This is a genomic window from Tsuneonella troitsensis (genome assembly GCF_001441535.1).
Classification (GTDB): Bacteria; Pseudomonadota; Alphaproteobacteria; order Sphingomonadales; family Sphingomonadaceae; genus Tsuneonella; species Tsuneonella troitsensis.
The window spans coordinates 172,501-188,158 of the sequence record NZ_LMAU01000005.1 but is presented as its reverse complement, the minus strand read 5'-3'; the positions used below and the strand labels follow the sequence as shown (position 1 = coordinate 188,158).

Here is a 15,658-nt window from a genome sequence, read left to right as displayed (position 1 = left end):
GGAGACTGGAAAGATGTACGGGGGCGTTATCCGCAAGGCAGGTCTGGCACTGGCATTGGTTGCCTCCGGTTTGAGTGCGCCCGCGACGGCCCAATATTCCGATGCGTACAACTTCCTGAAGGCGGTCAAGGAGCGCGACGGCGCAGAAGCGACGAAATTCCTCAATGAGCCCGGTTCGACGATCGTCAACGCGCGCGACCTCGCCAGCGGTGAGACGGCGCTGCATTACGTCGTCCAGCGGCGCGACGAACTGTGGACCAATTTCCTCCTCGAGCGCGGCGCCAACCCCAACCTTGCCGACAAGCGCGGGATTACCCCGCTGACGATCGCCGCCAGCCTCGGTTTCGTCGAGGGCGTCGAGCGGCTGGTCAAGGCCGGTGGGCGGATCGATACGACCAATGCTGCGGGCGAGACGCCGTTGATCGCTGCAGTGCACCGGCGTGATATGGCTGTCATCCGCCTGCTGCTGAAGCATGGCGCCAGCTTGGATCGGGCCGACAATTCGGGACGCACGGCGCGCGATTACGCAGCGCTGATGGGCCCGTCTGCCGGCGTTATCCAGGAGATCGAGCGCGCCGAGAGCGAGCGCAAGAGCAAAGGCGCGGACCAGGGCACTTACGGACCCGGCGCCTGATCGTGTCGATTGCCGTTTCCGACATGACCCTCGAGGAACTCAAGCTCGCGCTTGCGCCTGCCATCGCCGACGCGGCGGTGTTCGACGGGTGGACCGATGCGGCACTGGTCTCTGCCAGCGAGGCCGAAGGTGTCGATCCGGACGTGGCACGGCTCGCCTATCCCGGCGGAGCGATGGACATGATCGCTGCATGGATCGCCAGTGTGGACGTGGCGATGTTTGCCGCGCTGCCTGCCGAGCGGCTCGCCGTGATGAAGGTACGCGAGCGTATCCGCAGTCTCGTCCAAGCTCGTCTCGATGCCATCGAGGGCCGCGAAGAAGCGTTGCGCCGTGCCTTGGCTATTATGGCAATGCCGCAGAATGTCGCGCGGGCGGGAAGGCTTGGCTGGGCCAGCGCCGATGCGATGTGGCGCCTCGCGGGCGATGTCGCGACGGATTACAATCACTACACTAAGCGTGCGATTCTAGCGTCGATCTATACGGCGACGCTGGCCGTGTTCGTGAACGACGAGAGCGAAGGTAAGGCCGATACGCGGGCCTTCCTCGATCGAAGGATCGACGGAGTCATGCGGTTCGAGAAGGCCAAGGCGCAATTCCTTCGGCCCGACGCGGAGAGATTCAGCGTTACGCGATTCCTGGGCCGGCTTCGCTATCCCGCGCGCTGACTCTCTATTGATAATCGTTTGCAATTAGCGCGGGCATTTCCTAACCGCCTTCCCATGAAACTCGAAGCCCTCGAACCCGGCAAGCGCGCGCGGATCGTTTCGGTCGACTGGAGCCGCGTGGCGCCGGAAGACGGCGTTCGATTGCGCGCGCTGGGACTCGACGAGGGCGCCCGAGTGGCCATCGCGCATCGCGGGGTCTTCGGGGGCAGGGATCCGCTTGCGGTCATCATTGGACGGATGACTGTCGCCCTGCGCCGCGGACATGCCGCCGCCATGGAGATCGAACTGCTGTGAGCAGCCGCCGATGACCCGAATTCGCACCGCCGCCCTCGTGGGCAATCCCAATGCGGGCAAGAGCGCGCTGTTCAACGCATTGACCGGCGCGCGTCAGAAGATCGCCAACTATCCGGGCGTCACCGTCGAACGCAAAGCAGGTCGGCTCGTTCTGCCGAACGGCGAGCCGGTCGAACTGATCGACCTGCCAGGCGCCTATTCGTTCGAACCTTCGAGCCCCGACGAGGAGGTTACCCGCAAGGTCGTCCATGGCGAACTGGCGGGCGAGGCGACACCTGAAGTGCTGGTTCTCGTGCTCGACGCCGCCAACCTCGAGCAACATCTCGTGTTCGCGCAGGAAGTCATCGCATTGGGCCGCCCCACCGTGGTGGCGCTCAACATGATCGACCTGGCCGAACGTGACGGATTGGTGCTCGATGCCGCCGCGCTTTCGCAGGCGCTCGGCGTACCTGTGATCCCAACGGTTGCAGTGCGCCGCCGGGGGCTTGCCGAACTGACGGCGGCAATCGAAACGGCCGAGATACGTGCCGAAACAGGCGATGACCATCCGCAGCCGCACCTGACGCAGCCCGAACGCCGACTCGCGGCAGCAAACATGGCCAAGGGTGCGATCCTTTCGGAAACCGCCCAGCACCGCCTCCACGCGGGACTCGACAAGGTGTTGCTGCACCCGTGGCTCGGCCCGCTGATCCTGTTCGCCCTGCTGTTCGTGGTTTTCCAGGCGGTCTTCGCATGGGCCACGCCGTTTGCGGACGGAATCGAGGGGCTGATCGGTGGTATCTCGACAATTGTCACCGACACCATGCCCGCCGGATTCTTCCGCGACCTGATTACCGAAGGCATTCTTGCAGGCGTCGGCTCTGTCGTCGTGTTCCTGCCTCAGATCGTGATCTTGTTCGCATTCATTCTTGCGATGGAGGCGTCGGGCTACATGGCCCGCGCGGCCTATCTCATGGACCGCATGATGCAGGGCGTCGGCCTGTCGGGACGCAGCTTCATCCCTCTGCTGTCTAGTTTCGCCTGCGCGATCCCCGGTATCATGGCGACCCGCTCCATCGCCGATCCGAAGGACCGGCTGACGACGATCCTCATCGCGCCGTTGATGACCTGTTCCGCCCGCTTACCGGTCTATGCGGTAATCATCGCGGCCTTCATTCCGGCTACCACCGTTGGCCCTGGGATCGGGCTGCAGGGGCTGGTCCTGTTTGCGCTCTATGTCGCCGGAATCGTCGGCGCGATGCTCGCCGCGCTCGTGCTGCGGCGTTCGGTGGCCAAGGGCGGGGCGAGCGGTTTCATCATGGAGCTGCCGCGCTATCAGATGCCGCTGCTCAAGGACCTGGCGATCGGCCTGTGGCAGCGGGCATGGGTCTTCCTCCGCCGGGCGGGCACGATCATCTTTACCGTGACGATCATTCTCTGGTTGCTTCTCACGTTTCCCAAGGCGGCGCCGGGTGAGAGCCAAGTCGAGGCTTCGGCCGCCGGACACATCAGCAAGGGTCTTGCCGTGCTCGTCGAGCCGATCGGCTTCAACCGCGAGATCGCTCTGGCCCTTATCCCCGCGATGGCCGCCCGCGAGGTCGCGGTCGCCAGCCTTGCGACCACCTATGCTGTCGATGCGCCGGACGAGGAGGCTGCGGCTGCCGGACTTGCCAGCCAGCTAGCCTCTAAGTGGAGCCTGCCGACCGCGCTCGCATTCCTCGCCTGGTTCGTGTTCGCGCCGCAATGCCTGTCGACGATCGCGGTGACCCGGCGCGAAACGAACGGATGGAAGTGGCCGATCTTCATGATGGCCTACCTCTTCGGGCTCGCTTACATCTTTGCCGGCCTGACGTTCTGGATCGCGACCGCGCTCGGGCTCTAGCAAATTATCCGCAAAGCCGCCCTTGCGCGGGGTGGCGACTCTCGAACCAGTTGGTTAAGCGATCCTGCGATCTAGAGAGGAAATCGATTCAATGGCCGGGTCACTCAACAAAGTCATGCTGATCGGCAACCTCGGGGCGGACCCCGAAGTGCGCAGCTTCCAGAATGGCGGCAAGGTCTGCAATCTGCGGATCGCGACCTCGGAAACATGGAAGGACCGCCAGAGCGGGGAGCGCAAGGAAAAGACCGAGTGGCACACCGTCGCGATCTTTTCCGAAGGGCTGGTCGGAGTGGCCGAGCAGTACCTGCGCAAGGGCAGCAAGGTATACATCGAAGGCAAGCTGCAGACCCGCAAGTGGCAGGACCAATCGGGCGCTGACCGGTATTCGACCGAAGTCGTTCTGCAGGGCCCTGGTGCGGTGATGACGATGCTCGACGGCGCCCCGGGTGCCGGCGGCGGGCAGCGTGGTGGCGGCAGCGGCGGCGACTACGGACGCTCGGGTGGCGGTGGTGGCGGCGGTGGCTGGAACCAGGGCGGCGGCGCGGCCGGTGCCGGCGCCGGAGCAACCGGTGGCGGTTCCAACTACGACGATCTCGACGACGATATCCCGTTCTAATAAAACGGGAAACCGTCGCTAGGGCCGGGGTTTTGAGAGATCGCACAATGCTCGTCAGATTATCGGCTCTGACTCTTGCCCTGTCCTCCAACCCGATCGCTGCGTCTGCCGATCATTCCACGACTGCTTTGCCAGCGAAGCCGCAACTGACGGGCGTGACCGAAGGCGAAGCCGCAGCACTGGTCACGCAACTCGAACGTTCGCAAGCCGCGCTTCGTGCAGGCGAGAAACCGTCGTTCTATCTCTACGCCGGTGCGCCGTCGTACTATGACGCGTCAAAGACCTCTCCGCGCGACGCGTTCCTGGCGCTGGACTGGAAAAAGGCGCTGTGGATTTGCACAACGGCCAAGGGCAACTACAGCAAGGCTTATCGGCTGGACATCTTGCCCGACGGGTACGACCACCTGGTCAACGAAGTGAGGATCTGGGTGAACACCTCGGGCGAGTTCGAGCGGATCGACATAATGACCCGACCGCCGGACCCGCTCTAGTCGGGCCTGAGCACGCGCAGCGCCTCGGCCATCGGGCCACTCGCCGCTGCCTCGTCGATGATACCCGCTTTGCGCCGCGCCGCGTCGGCATTCGGTCCCTCGACGAAGGGATCGATCGCGAGGCCCAGGCTTTGCGCTATCGCCTCGCCCACGTCGAAGCTCTCGCCGTCATACTCGATCTCGTCGGGACCGGCGGAATCGAGTTCAATCTCGTCCTCGTCCGCAACCGCGAGCGTGCCGACGGGCACGAAGCGCAAGTGGAGCGCTTCATCGATGCGGACGGGAAATTCTTCGCCCGATACCGCACAGGTCTGTATTAGATCGGCGACCATCCTGCCCTTGGCCTCGATCGACGGGCCGTTTCCGTCGAAAGCAAGGTCCGCGACGAGCGAGCGCACCTCGGGAATGGCGAACCGCTCAGCGAGGGCGGAACGTTCGGCATCGTCGGCCTCTATCGCAATGCGCTCCGGCGCTTGGGGCCGAACCTTGACGATGCGGATGAGTTCGGGTGCGCTCACGGCGCTATCTCCCCCGCAAGCAGAGCGGTGTCCGGGGTGATCGAAAGCCGCGCGGCAAACGCGCGCAGCTCTGAAGCCACCGCCGCCGGATCCGCGCCTTCACGCAGGCTGACGTTGCGGGCAACCGCAGCAAACAGCGCGGCATCGTCGCCCGAAAGTCCGTCGCGATATGCGGTGAGCCGGCCTCCCATGGCGCCCATCAATTTCGTGACGTGCTTGCCCACCACCACGTCGCCGACGCCGAATTCGCGCAGCTGACCATCCATGTCGTGCACGAACAGCTCGGTCAGCAGCACCGATTCGTTGGTCATGGTTCCGATGGTCTCCATCCGCACGAGCACGGCCGCAAGGACTGCGCAGACCATGTCGAAACGCCCGGCAACGGTATCGTTTACCCCATGATCGGCATACCATGCGGGGCGTCGGGCTTCGGTTATGACAGCGTTCCAAAGGGGGCGCAGAGCCTCGCGCGGATCGGGACGAGAAGCGAACAGGCGGGACAGCAGGCTCATGCGCGCTCATGTCGCGTGCATTCAGCGGCAATTCAAGCGTGCGCGCACAGGCGAAGCGGCGCGCGCGATTGCCAGCGCGGCTGCGCTTGCCTAAGGCGCGGGTCGAAACGAACTAAGAGGCGATACGATGACGGCATTCCGCAGCATGGGCCGGATCATGGGCACGGGCCTGTTGGCAGCGGCGGCGCTGGCGGCGGGTGGATGCTCGTCGATCAGGGACAGCCGCGGCTTCATCGCGGACCCGACGCTGACCCAGTCGGTCCAGCCGGGCATCGACAACAAGCAGTCGGTCCAAGCGGCGCTCGGCCAGCCGAGCTTCGAAAGCCAGTTCGGCGAACCGACCTGGTACTACGTATCGAGCGTCAACGAGCGCAAGCCGTTCGCCCGGGCGCGGATCGGGACGCATTCGGTGCTGGCCGTCCAGTTCGATGCCGCGGGTAACGTATCTTCGGTCGAGCGATCGGGTATCGACAAGGTCGCCTACATCTCGCCCGATTCCGATCGGACCCCGACACTGGGCCGCGACCGCAGTTTCTTCGAAGACCTGTTTGGCAACATCGGCGCGGTCGGCGCTCCGGGCTCTGGCGCACCGGGCGGCCCCGGCGGCCCGTGATCCTCTCCGGCGGGCTGGCGGCTTGAAGCCTGCTACCCGCGCCCCATATCGCGGGTCATGGACGAGAGACATTCCGCCCACGGGCTGACGCCCTGGCACGGCACCACCATCATCGGCGTGAAACGCGGCGACAAGACTGTCGTCGCGGGCGATGGCCAGGTGTCGATGGGCAACACCGTGATGAAGCCCAACGCGAAGAAGGTTCGCCGCATCGGGAAGGACGGCACGGTCGTTGCCGGGTTCGCCGGCGCGACCGCCGATGCCTTCACCCTGTTCGAACGTCTCGAGAAGAAGCTCGAGCAGTATAACGGTCAATTGATGCGCGCCGCGGTCGAACTGGCCAAGGACTGGCGAACCGACAAGTATCTGCGCAACTTGGAGGCGCTCATGATCGTCGCCGACAAGGACGTGCTGCTGGTGCTCACCGGAAACGGCGACGTGCTGGAGCCGGAGGGCGGGATCGCCGCGATCGGCTCGGGCGGCAACTACGCACTCGCCGCCGCGCGCGCGCTGTCAGACTACGAAACCGACGCCGAGAAGATCGCCCGTCGCGCGATGGCCGTAGCGGCCGAGGTCTGCGTCTTCACCAACGACCAGATCACGCTGGAAACCGTCTGAGGATTATGGACAACCTGACTCCCAAGGCGATCGTCGCCGCGCTCGACGAGCACATCATCGGCCAGCAGGACGCCAAGCGGGCCGTGGCTGTCGCGCTTCGGAACCGGTGGCGCCGCCAGCGCCTTTCGCCCGAATTGCGCGACGAGGTGACGCCCAAGAACATCCTGATGATCGGGCCCACCGGCTGCGGCAAGACCGAGATCAGCCGCCGACTGGCCAAGCTGGCCGAGGCTCCGTTCGTCAAGGTCGAGGCGACCAAGTTCACCGAGGTCGGCTATGTCGGCCGCGACGTCGAACAGATCGCGCGCGACCTGGTCGAAGAGGCCATCCGCCTCGAGAAGGAGCGCCGCCGCGAGGCCGTGCGCGAGGCGGCGAGCAAGGCCGCGATGGACCGCCTGCTCAAGGCGCTCGTTGGCGAGAACGCCAGCGAAGCGACCCGCGAGAGCTTTCGCGAGCGCATCGTCCAGAATGCGATGAACGACGTCGAGGTCGAGATCGATGTCGAGGAGGCGCCCGCCATGCCGTTCGATCTGGGCGGGATGGGCGGCAACGTCGGCATGATCAACCTGTCCGACATGATGAGCAAGGCGATGGGCAAGTCGCCGCTCAAGCGCCGCAAGCTCAAGGTTCCCGACGCCTGGGACAAGCTGGTCGACGAAGAAGCCGAAAAGCGCATGGATCAGGATGACGTCGCCCGCGTCGCTCTGGCCAATGCGGAGACGAACGGCATTGTGTTCCTCGACGAGATCGACAAGATCGCGGTGTCCGACGTGCGCGGCGGATCGGTCAGCCGCGAGGGCGTTCAGCGCGACCTGCTGCCGCTGATCGAAGGGACGACCGTCTCAACCAAATACGGCCCGATGAAGACCGACCACGTTCTCTTCATCGCATCGGGCGCCTTCCACATCGCCAAGCCGAGCGACATGCTCCCAGAGCTGCAAGGGCGGCTGCCGATCCGCGTCGAGCTGCGCGCGCTGAGTGAGGCGGACTTCGTCCGCATCCTCAGCGAGACGCGCGCGAACCTTGTGACACAATACAAGGCACTGCTCGCTACCGAGAAACTTACAGTCGAAATCGGTGACGATGCGATCGCCGAGATCGCGCGAATCGCCGCGCAAGTGAACGAAAGCGTCGAGAACATCGGCGCTCGGCGCTTGCAGACGGTTATGGAAAAGCTGCTCGAACAATTGAGCTTCGAGGCCGAAGACCATGTAGGCGAGACGATAACGATCGACGCCCCATACGTGCGCGACCGGCTGGCCGACTTGGCCGGTGACACCGACCTGTCGAAGTATATCCTCTAGTCGGGCGGTCGTTCGCAGACCTGACAAGTCGTTCGTCCGGCACGGGGGTTGTGCCCCGGGTGCATCCGCGTCTAGCCTGCCGCCCTCCATAGGAATGCAGGGGACGCTTCCAGATGCTTCGATCGATTCTCGCCGCCGGCGCTGCGCTCTCTGCGCTTGCCATCGCAGCACCCGCCCATGCGCAAACTGGCAACGCGCAAACCGCGCAAACCGCGATCAGCGCGCCCGAAATCGAATTCACGCAGTGGACCCTTCCGAACGGCCTGCGGGTCATCGCGCTGCCCGATACGACCACCGCATCCGTCACCACGTCGATGTGGTACGAAGTCGGGTCGAAGCACGATCCCCAAGGGCGCAGCGGTTTCTCGCACCTGTTCGAGCATATCCTCAGCCGCAAGACCGAGAACATGCCTTACGGCCTGGTCAACAAGCTGACCGAGGACGTGGGGGGAACGCGCAACGCTTCCAACAGCGACGACCGGACGAACTACTACGAGACGGTCCCGGCGCAGTATCTCGAAACGCTGCTGTGGACCCATGCCGAGCGGATGGCCCGCCCGGTCGTCGATAGCGAGGTGTTCGAGAACGAGCGTTCGGTGGTGAAAGAGGAACTGCGTCAGCGCATCCTCGCGCCGCCCTATGGCCGCATCCGCATGGTCCTCGCAGAGAATGGCTACGACGTTCTGCCCCAGCGACGTCCGGGAATCGGGAGCCTCGAGCAACTCGATTCGACGACACTCGACGATGCGCGCGCGTTCCACCAGGCCTATTACGGGCCGGACACCGCGACGCTGATCGTTGCGGGCAATTTCGATGTCGCGCGGCTTAGGGCGCTGGTCGATCAGTACTTCGCCGCGATTCCGCAACGCGCAAACAAGATCCCGCTCGCAATCACGGGTACCGAGCCCAAGCGGACGGCGCCGCGCGATGTCGTCGCGACCGCGCCCAACGTTCCGCTGCCCGTGACCGGTCAACTGTGGAAGGCGCCCGGCCAGGCGCATCCCGATACTGCGGCGCTCGAAGTGCTGAGCGCGATCCTCGGCGGTGGCAACAACGCCCGCATGGACGAGGCGCTAATCCGTTCTGGGAAGGCGGTCGATTACAGCGGCTTGCTCAATTCGAGCGAGGAGGCGGGCTATTATGCAAGCTTCGCAATCCTCAATCCCGCAGCCGACAAGACCGACGTGGCGGCGACCATGAACGCTGAATACGAACGGCTTCGCAGCGCCCCGGTGAGCGAAGCCGAGCTGGCCGAGGCAAAGAACGAGTTGTTCGCATCGGCGCTGCGTCGGCGTGAGACGGCGACTGGCCGTGCATTCGAACTGGGCGAGGCGCTGGTATCGACCGGGGATCCGCGCGGCGCGGACGTCCGGCTCGAGCGGATCGGCGCGGTGACCGCCGCCGACGTGCAGCGCGTGGCCCGCACCTATCTGACGCCCGAAAGCGTCGTGAACTGGCGCTACGAGGCGGGCGAAGACAACCCGGCTTCCTATGCCAACCCGGCACCGATGCCGACTTTCGCGACGGTCCCTCCCGCTACCGGTGCGCCCGCGGTGCTGAAGCCGGAAGGAGAGCGCACGCCGCCGCCAGCGCCATCGGCGGCCCCGCAGATCGAGCGGGCGCAACTCGTCGAAGCGCGGCTTTCGAACGGCATCCCGCTCGTTTCGGCGCAGACGGGCACGGTCCCGATCGCGACGATTACCGTCGTCCTTCCGGGCGGCAATTCGACAGACCCGGCGGGCACCGCCGGTGTGGCGGCGCTTGCCTCGACCATCGCCGACAAGGGCACGCCCACCCGGACCGCCACGCAGATCGCCGCGGCGCTCGAAAGCCTCGGGGCCGCGCTCAGCGCCAATGCTGGCGCGGACGGATCGTTCGTCAGCCTGACGGCGCCTGTCGCCAATCTCGCTTCGGCAGGCGAGATTCTCTCCGACGTGATCCGCAATGCCAGCTATCCGCAGGACGAACTGGATCGGGAGCGCAAGCGCACGATCGACGGACTCCAGATCGCTATGAAAGACCCAGGTTCGGTCGCCGGAATGGTGGCCGATCGCGTATTCTATGGCGATTCGGCCTATGGCGGGGTTGCGACGGTCAACTCGCTGCCCCGCATTACGCGCGAGCAACTGGTGAACTGGCGCTCGACCTGGTGGCACCCGTCGACTGCGAAGGTAATCGTGAGCGGCGGCATCGATTCGGCGACCGCGCGCACTGTCGCGGATAGCCTCTTCGGCACTTGGACGTCCGCCACGCCGGCGGGCGTCGCACCAACCGACCCGGCGGGAACGGCGCGCGCACCACGCACCATCGTGGTCGATATGCCTGAAGCAGGACAGGCAGCCGTGCTGGCGGGCGTCCGCGCCCCGGCCCGCAGCAGCGCGGATTACTACCCTCTGGTCTTGGCCAATTCGGTCCTGGGTGCAGGTTCCAACGGTCGCCTCTTTACGGAGGTGCGGACCAAGCGAGGGCTCAGTTACGGATCGTACAGCTCGTATGGAAGCCGAGCCGACGATTCGATCCTGACGGCCAGTGCCCAGACGAAGAACGAATCGGCGGACGAGGTTGCGCAAATCATCCTCGACGAGATGGGGAAGATCGCGACGGTACCGGCAGATGCCGATGCGATCGAGAAGCGCCGTCTGTTCCTCGGCGGGTCCTATACCCGTGCGCTCGAGACAAGCTCGGGTTTCAACTCGATCGTCGCCGGATTGGTCCTGCAGGGAATCGATCCCGGCGAGGCGGCGCGGTATGCCGAGCGTCTGTCTGCGGTGTCGCCCGAGGCGGCCGCCGAAGTTGCCGGACGCATCGCGACGCCACAGAACGCGTCGCTCGTGATTGTCGGCAACGCGTCTGCGTTCCTTGAAGACCTGCGCAAAATCCGGCCCGACGTGACCGTGATCAAGGCGAGCGACCTGAACCTCGATCAGGCAGATCTGGGCGCTTCGTGATAGTGGTAGGCGCCGGGTGTCGTATAGACCCCGGCGCCGATTACGGATCGAGAATTCTGGAGAGACGATCATGGCGAACGGCGGATGTCATTGTGGCGCGGTGCGCTACGCCATCGAAGGCGAGATGGTGTACCACGCGGTTTGCCACTGCGAGGATTGCCGCCGGAGCGCCGGTGCGCTGATGGTACCGTGGATGGCGTTTCCCAAGGATGCGCTGAAAGTGCAGAGCGGCGCGCCCACGGTCTATCGATCGTCCGAAAACGGCGAGCGCCATTTTTGCGCAACCTGCGGAACCGGCCTGTTCTATTACAACGAGACGACCCTGCCCGGGATTGTCGACATACAGTCCGCGACGCTCGACGATATCGCCGAGCGAGCGCCGCAAATCCATGTCCAGGTCGCCGACAGCCTGCCCTGGGAAGGCGCGCTCGATTCGATGCCGCGCTTCGACCGCTATCCCGGTCCCTGACGTCCCCGTCTATTCGGCAGCTTCGCCAAGGTCCTCGCTCTCCGACTGCTGGCGGGCCCACATCTCCGCATAGAGACCGCCTCGGCGCAGCAATTCGCCGTGCCGACCGCTTTCGGCAAGGCGCCCTCCGTCGAGCACCAAGATTCGATCCGCATCGGCAACCGTCGACAGGCGGTGGGCAATGCTGAGCGAGGTCCGGTGTTCGCTCACCCGGTGCAGCGTGGCGAGGATATCCTGCTCGGTGCGCGAATCGAGCGCGCTGGTCGCTTCGTCGAGCAAAAGAATCGGGGGATCCTTCACCAGCGTTCGGGCGATCGCGACCCGCTGCTTTTCCCCGCCTGAAAGTTTCAGCCCGCGTTCACCTACCTCGGTCTCGAACCCTTGCGGCAAGCTAGCGATGAAAGGCAGGATTGCAGCACCGCGCGCCGCACGTTCGATGTCTTCTGACGTCGCGGGGCCGAGGCCGTGGGGCCGACCGTAAGCGATGTTGTAACCGATCGTGTCGTTGAACAGCACGCTGTCCTGCGGGACGATGCCGATTGCGGCCCGAAGTGAATCCTGCGTCACCCCCGCAATATCCTGCCCGTCGATGCAGATTCTGCCCGCCCACGGGTCGTAGAACCGGAACAACAGCCGGGCGATCGTGCTCTTGCCTGCGCCCGACGGCCCGACGATCGCGTATTGCCCTCCTGCGGGCACTTCGAACGATAGCCCGTGCAGGATGGTGCGGTCCGGCTCGTAGCCGAATACGACATCCTCGAACGTGACGGTCGGCCGGCGTATGACGAGGGCCGGGGCGCCGGGGGCATCGGCCACCTCGACCTCGGTGTCGATCAGTTTGAACATCGCCGCCATGTCGATCAGCCCTTGGCGGATCGTGCGGTAGACGAAGCCGAGCATGTCGAGCGGGCGGAACAGCTGGGTCAGGTAGGTCTGCACGGCCACCAGGTCGCCCACCGAGAGCACGCCCTTGCTCCACTGCCAGACGCTGAACGCCAGCGCGAACAGCATAAGTGCGTTCATGATCAGCGCCTGGACTATGTTCAGTACGCCAAGAGAGTTTTCCGACTTGATCGCCGCTTTGGCGTAGTCGCCCGCGGCTTGCCCGTATCTTTCGCGCTCGCGAACCTCGGCACCGAAGAACTTCACCGTTTCGTAGTTCAGCAGCGAATCGACTGCGCGCGCCAGGGCGTTGCCGTCGAGGTCGTTCATCTTCTTGCGAAGGTGCGTGCGCCATTCGGTGATCCAGCGCGTCGCCGCGATATAGACCACCACGGTGATGGCGGTGGCGACGACCAGCGGCACCCCGAACATCAGATAGAAGATGATCCCGACAGCCACCAGTTCGACGATGGTCGGGGCGACATTGAACAGCAGGAAATAGAGCATCGAATCGATGCTCTTGGTGCCGCGCTCGATCGTCTTGGTGACCTCGCCGGTCCGGCGCGAGAGATGGAACCGCAGCGATAGCTGATGCAGGCGCGAGAACGTGTCTTCCGCCAGCACCCGGGTCGCCTCTTGTCCGACGCGCTCGAACACGATGTTGCGGACATTGTCGAACAGGCCGCCGAGCAGGCGTCCGGCGACGAAGGCGATCACGAAGGTCATCGCCACCCACATGGCCGGGTCGCCCTGTGCCGCCATCGTGTCGACCACGCGCTTCATCGCCAGCGGGGTGGCGAGGACAACCGCCTTGGCGAGCAGCACCAGAAGCATTGCAGCCACGATCCGCATCCGCAGGTCGGCGCGGTCCTTCGGCCACAGGTATGGCAAGAACCGCTTGAGCGTGGCCCAGCCGTCGTAGTCGGGCGGCACCGGCGGAGTATGGTCGGGCGGCATCGCGGTCATGTGGGCGGAGCCGCGAACTTACGCAAGCTGATCGCCCGGGTTCAGAGTCGCCTTGATACCCGGGCGCTCACATCCGCGAAGCCGGTTCGTGCGTCCTTTGGCAGGTCGAAAAGCACGGTGCGTTTGGCGAAATCTATCGCGACCCTATCGAACAATCGCAGATCTTCGACGCCCAGCACCATCGCCGGGGTATCGTTGAGGCTCAATGCGGCAAACGCAGGGGCATCGGCGTAGCTGATCGCCAAGCCCTTCAGCATGAGGTTCCGGCCGGATGTCCTGCCGATCTGCAGCGTTCGCGGCACATCCAGTCTGCCGACGATCTCGCTTCCGGTGACGTCGGTAGATGTGACCTCGACACCTTTGGCCGCTCTTAGCTTGCGTTGTAGTGCGAGGTTGCCGATCGAACCTTGCGACCCGGTGTCGATCACCAGCGCCGTCCGCACGCCGTCGATTTGCGCATCGGCGATAATCAGGCGGCCAAGCCGTTTCCGCGCGCGAACGACGATCTCGTATCCGCGATTACCGCCTAAAGCGCGCGCGTCATCGACCGAGATGCTGTCCGCCCGAAAGTCGATCATCACCCGCAAGCCTTGGAGACTGTCGAGGCCGATGATTCCGTCGGCCCCCATGTGCTCGGCTTCGAGCAGCGGAGCGTGCAGGTTGTCGAACATGCGTGACGCCAGTTCCAACCCGTCGAGCCGAACAAGTTGCACCCGTTTGCGCGAAGCCATCCCGACGACGGTGGCATGACCCAGTGACGGCAACCCCAACTGCTCGCTCAATCGGCGGCTGATCGCTGTCGCCTGAGATCCGGTGTCGATCATGAAACGGAAAGGGCCTTTGCCCTCAATCGTGACCGGCACGGTCATGCGGCTGAAACGGTCCGCGCTCCCCGCGATGACGTCTCCGGTGGGATCGATGGATGCAGCCCCCTCGGCAACAGTGTACGGAATGTCCTGATCGTCGGGCCCGGATACGGCCGCCAGCGGCGACCAGATCGATGCCACCAAGGCGGCTCGAATGAATGCAGGGGCGGCCGACCCTTGGGCCATGACTGTTTCCTCTCGGGGCGCAGAGAATACCACGCTCGCCCGGCATGCACCAAGCGCGATCAAGCTGGGGCGATTTCGCGTCTGGTGACTAGCGCGACGATCTCGCTGACGGTTTCGCGGGCGAGAACGAGTAGCGCCGCGAAGTACGCCGCAGCTCCCACGCCGACGAGTACGGCCAATGTCAGCGGAGCGGGCATGACCGGCAGTGCGCTGCGCACACCAAGCACGGCCGCGACCATCACCGCGCCACACAGCAATGCGGGTGTCAGGGCGTGGGCCAACTCGCTCCAGCGCACGCCGATCTGCGGCAGCGTAAGCATATAAGTGAAAGCGAGCAGGGCCGGCGCGCCGATCCACCACGCTGTGACCAAGCCTGCGGGTCCCGCCTCGACGCCGACGTAGAACAGCAGCGGGAAGAGCAGGGCGCCGATCGCGTTGGTGCTCATGTAAGTCTTGGGTCGGCCCATTCCGTTGGTCGCCGGGCTGCACACGATCTGGAGAGCGAAGGCCGGCATTGCGAGCGCCAGACCTGCTGCGATCGGCGCCATCTCGGCCCACTTGTCGCCGAAAAGAGTCAGCACTGCCGGTTCCGCTACCAGTGCAAGCCCGAGATATGCGGGAACGACTACCAGCGCCACCATGCGCTGGATACGCAAGAAGAATGGACCCAGCGGCCGGCCAGCCTTGTGCAACTCTGCGTAGGTGGGGAACGCGACGTCGTTGATCGGAGGCAGGAAGCGCCCGGTGATGATGAGGGTCAGGAACAGTGCTTCGGAATAGAGGCCCAAGTCATGCGGTTCGAACGAGCGGCCCGCGATCACGATGTCGCTCTGGCTCTGAACGATCCACAGAAACTGGCAGATCGTCAGCGCCCCGCCAAACGTGACGAGATCGCCCGCGCCTCGAAAGTCGAACACCGGGCGGACAAGCACCCGTGCCGCGATCGTCATCCCGATGGCGCGCGTGGCGAACATGACGACTGGGGCATAGACGAGCGCCCAAACCCCGAAACCCCGCCATGCCAATATCAGCGCAGTCGATGCTCCGACCAAGGCGCAGACGAGGTTGACGATCCCCTGCAGGCGGAATTCGATCCGGCGGGCGAGTAGTTCCTGCGGCAATGCGGCGAACGGGATGGTCAGAAAGATCGCCGCCTGCACTCGCAACATGTCGGCAATCAGCGGCTCTCCGAAATAACGAGCGGCAAAAGGTGCG

General features: G+C 64.7%; 16 protein-coding genes (1 of these 16 cut by a window edge). 11 read left to right on the top strand and 5 right to left on the bottom strand.

Annotated features, from left to right (window positions below; translation table 11 throughout):
* The first annotated feature begins 13 nt into the window (after positions 1 to 13).
* The 6 genes from AR323_RS12330 (at position 14) to AR323_RS12305 (ending at position 4,561) form a co-directional block, all read left to right on the top strand.
* Positions 14 to 634, top strand: a complete 621-nt coding sequence (locus AR323_RS12330; protein WP_057884282.1) for an ankyrin repeat domain-containing protein — start codon at positions 14 to 16, stop codon at positions 632 to 634.
* A 23-nt stretch (positions 635 to 657) separates the two neighbouring features.
* Positions 658 to 1,299: a COQ9 family protein gene (locus tag AR323_RS12325; protein WP_057884281.1), complete on the top strand. Its 642-nt coding sequence runs from the start codon at positions 658 to 660 to the stop codon at positions 1,297 to 1,299.
* 54 nt (positions 1,300 to 1,353) lie between these two features.
* Positions 1,354 to 1,593 (top strand): FeoA family protein, encoded by a 240-nt coding sequence (locus tag AR323_RS12320; RefSeq protein ID WP_057884280.1) that lies wholly within the window; start codon positions 1,354 to 1,356, stop codon positions 1,591 to 1,593.
* Positions 1,594 to 1,603: 10 nt separating this feature from the next.
* On the top strand, positions 1,604 to 3,454 hold the full coding sequence (gene feoB / locus AR323_RS12315) for a ferrous iron transporter B (RefSeq protein WP_057884279.1): 1,851 nt from the start codon (positions 1,604 to 1,606) through the stop codon (positions 3,452 to 3,454).
* A 91-nt stretch (positions 3,455 to 3,545) separates the two neighbouring features.
* Complete coding sequence (gene ssb / locus AR323_RS12310; RefSeq protein ID WP_057884278.1) at positions 3,546 to 4,070, top strand: single-stranded DNA-binding protein; 525 nt, start codon at positions 3,546 to 3,548, stop codon at positions 4,068 to 4,070.
* 47 nt (positions 4,071 to 4,117) lie between these two features.
* Positions 4,118 to 4,561, top strand: coding sequence for a hypothetical protein (locus AR323_RS12305; RefSeq protein WP_152980355.1), 444 nt, complete (start codon positions 4,118 to 4,120; stop codon positions 4,559 to 4,561).
* Here the strand turns inward: AR323_RS12305 and AR323_RS12300 are convergent.
* On the bottom strand, positions 4,558 to 5,079 hold the full coding sequence (locus AR323_RS12300) for a YceD family protein (protein WP_057884276.1): 522 nt from the start codon (positions 5,077 to 5,079) through the stop codon (positions 4,558 to 4,560). The genes AR323_RS12305 and AR323_RS12300 overlap by 4 nt on opposite strands.
* Entirely contained in the window at positions 5,076 to 5,591 is a 516-nt protein-coding gene (locus tag AR323_RS12295) for a ubiquinol-cytochrome C chaperone family protein (RefSeq protein ID WP_057884275.1), read from the bottom strand. The genes AR323_RS12300 and AR323_RS12295 overlap by 4 nt, the downstream gene beginning before the upstream one ends.
* Before the next feature lie 127 nt (positions 5,592 to 5,718).
* Between AR323_RS12295 and AR323_RS12290 the strand changes: the two genes are divergently transcribed.
* The 5 genes from AR323_RS12290 (at position 5,719) to AR323_RS12270 (ending at position 11,543) form a co-directional block, all read left to right on the top strand.
* On the top strand, positions 5,719 to 6,204 hold the full coding sequence (locus AR323_RS12290; protein WP_057884274.1) for an outer membrane protein assembly factor BamE: 486 nt from the start codon (positions 5,719 to 5,721) through the stop codon (positions 6,202 to 6,204).
* A gap of 57 nt (positions 6,205 to 6,261) precedes the next feature.
* Complete coding sequence (hslV, locus tag AR323_RS12285) at positions 6,262 to 6,822, top strand: ATP-dependent protease subunit HslV (RefSeq protein WP_057884273.1); 561 nt, start codon at positions 6,262 to 6,264, stop codon at positions 6,820 to 6,822.
* 2 nt (positions 6,823 to 6,824) lie between these two features.
* Positions 6,825 to 8,126, top strand: a complete 1,302-nt coding sequence (hslU, locus tag AR323_RS12280) for an ATP-dependent protease ATPase subunit HslU (RefSeq protein WP_057884272.1) — start codon at positions 6,825 to 6,827, stop codon at positions 8,124 to 8,126.
* 113 nt (positions 8,127 to 8,239) lie between these two features.
* Positions 8,240 to 11,074, top strand: coding sequence for a M16 family metallopeptidase (locus tag AR323_RS12275; RefSeq protein WP_057884271.1), 2,835 nt, complete (start codon positions 8,240 to 8,242; stop codon positions 11,072 to 11,074).
* 70 nt (positions 11,075 to 11,144) lie between these two features.
* A complete protein-coding gene (locus AR323_RS12270) occupies positions 11,145 to 11,543 on the top strand; it encodes a GFA family protein (RefSeq protein ID WP_057884270.1) in 399 nt (132 codons plus the stop codon).
* A 9-nt stretch (positions 11,544 to 11,552) separates the two neighbouring features.
* Here AR323_RS12270 and AR323_RS12265 read toward each other — a convergent pair whose 3' ends face one another.
* The 3 genes in view from AR323_RS12265 to AR323_RS12255 are tightly spaced (at most 59 nt apart) and all read right to left on the bottom strand, a layout consistent with a single transcriptional unit that may run on beyond the window.
* A complete protein-coding gene (locus AR323_RS12265; RefSeq protein WP_057884326.1) occupies positions 11,553 to 13,382 on the bottom strand; it encodes an ABCB family ABC transporter ATP-binding protein/permease in 1,830 nt (609 codons plus the stop codon).
* A 50-nt stretch (positions 13,383 to 13,432) separates the two neighbouring features.
* Complete coding sequence (locus AR323_RS12260) at positions 13,433 to 14,443, bottom strand: retropepsin-like aspartic protease (RefSeq protein WP_235510617.1); 1,011 nt, start codon at positions 14,441 to 14,443, stop codon at positions 13,433 to 13,435.
* A gap of 59 nt (positions 14,444 to 14,502) precedes the next feature.
* Positions 14,503 to 15,658, bottom strand: partial view of a lipopolysaccharide biosynthesis protein gene (locus AR323_RS12255; RefSeq protein ID WP_057884268.1) — the 3' portion only. It continues 338 nt past the right edge of the window; 1,156 of the gene's 1,494 nt are visible here — the last part of the coding sequence; its start codon lies off the right edge, out of view — the gene reads right to left on this strand; the stop codon is at positions 14,503 to 14,505.

What these genes read in the sequence shown, in the direction of transcription:
- AR323_RS12330 (WP_057884282.1), top strand. Translation starts at nt 14, where the DNA reads ATGTACGGGGGCGTTATCCGCAAGGCAGGTCTGGCACTGGCATTGGTT.
- AR323_RS12325 (WP_057884281.1), top strand. Translation starts at nt 658, where the DNA reads ATGACCCTCGAGGAACTCAAGCTCGCGCTTGCGCCTGCCATCGCCGAC.
- AR323_RS12320 (WP_057884280.1), top strand. Translation starts at nt 1,354, where the DNA reads ATGAAACTCGAAGCCCTCGAACCCGGCAAGCGCGCGCGGATCGTTTCG.
- feoB (WP_057884279.1), top strand. Translation starts at nt 1,604, where the DNA reads ATGACCCGAATTCGCACCGCCGCCCTCGTGGGCAATCCCAATGCGGGC.
- ssb (WP_057884278.1), top strand. Translation starts at nt 3,546, where the DNA reads ATGGCCGGGTCACTCAACAAAGTCATGCTGATCGGCAACCTCGGGGCG.
- AR323_RS12305 (WP_152980355.1), top strand. Translation starts at nt 4,118, where the DNA reads ATGCTCGTCAGATTATCGGCTCTGACTCTTGCCCTGTCCTCCAACCCG.
- AR323_RS12295 (WP_057884275.1), bottom strand. Translation starts at nt 5,591, where the DNA reads ATGAGCCTGCTGTCCCGCCTGTTCGCTTCTCGTCCCGATCCGCGCGAG.
- AR323_RS12290 (WP_057884274.1), top strand. Translation starts at nt 5,719, where the DNA reads ATGACGGCATTCCGCAGCATGGGCCGGATCATGGGCACGGGCCTGTTG.
- hslV (WP_057884273.1), top strand. Translation starts at nt 6,262, where the DNA reads ATGGACGAGAGACATTCCGCCCACGGGCTGACGCCCTGGCACGGCACC.
- AR323_RS12275 (WP_057884271.1), top strand. Translation starts at nt 8,240, where the DNA reads ATGCTTCGATCGATTCTCGCCGCCGGCGCTGCGCTCTCTGCGCTTGCC.
- AR323_RS12270 (WP_057884270.1), top strand. Translation starts at nt 11,145, where the DNA reads ATGGCGAACGGCGGATGTCATTGTGGCGCGGTGCGCTACGCCATCGAA.
- AR323_RS12265 (WP_057884326.1), bottom strand. Translation starts at nt 13,382, where the DNA reads ATGCCGCCCGACCATACTCCGCCGGTGCCGCCCGACTACGACGGCTGG.
- AR323_RS12260 (WP_235510617.1), bottom strand. Translation starts at nt 14,443, where the DNA reads ATGGCCCAAGGGTCGGCCGCCCCTGCATTCATTCGAGCCGCCTTGGTG.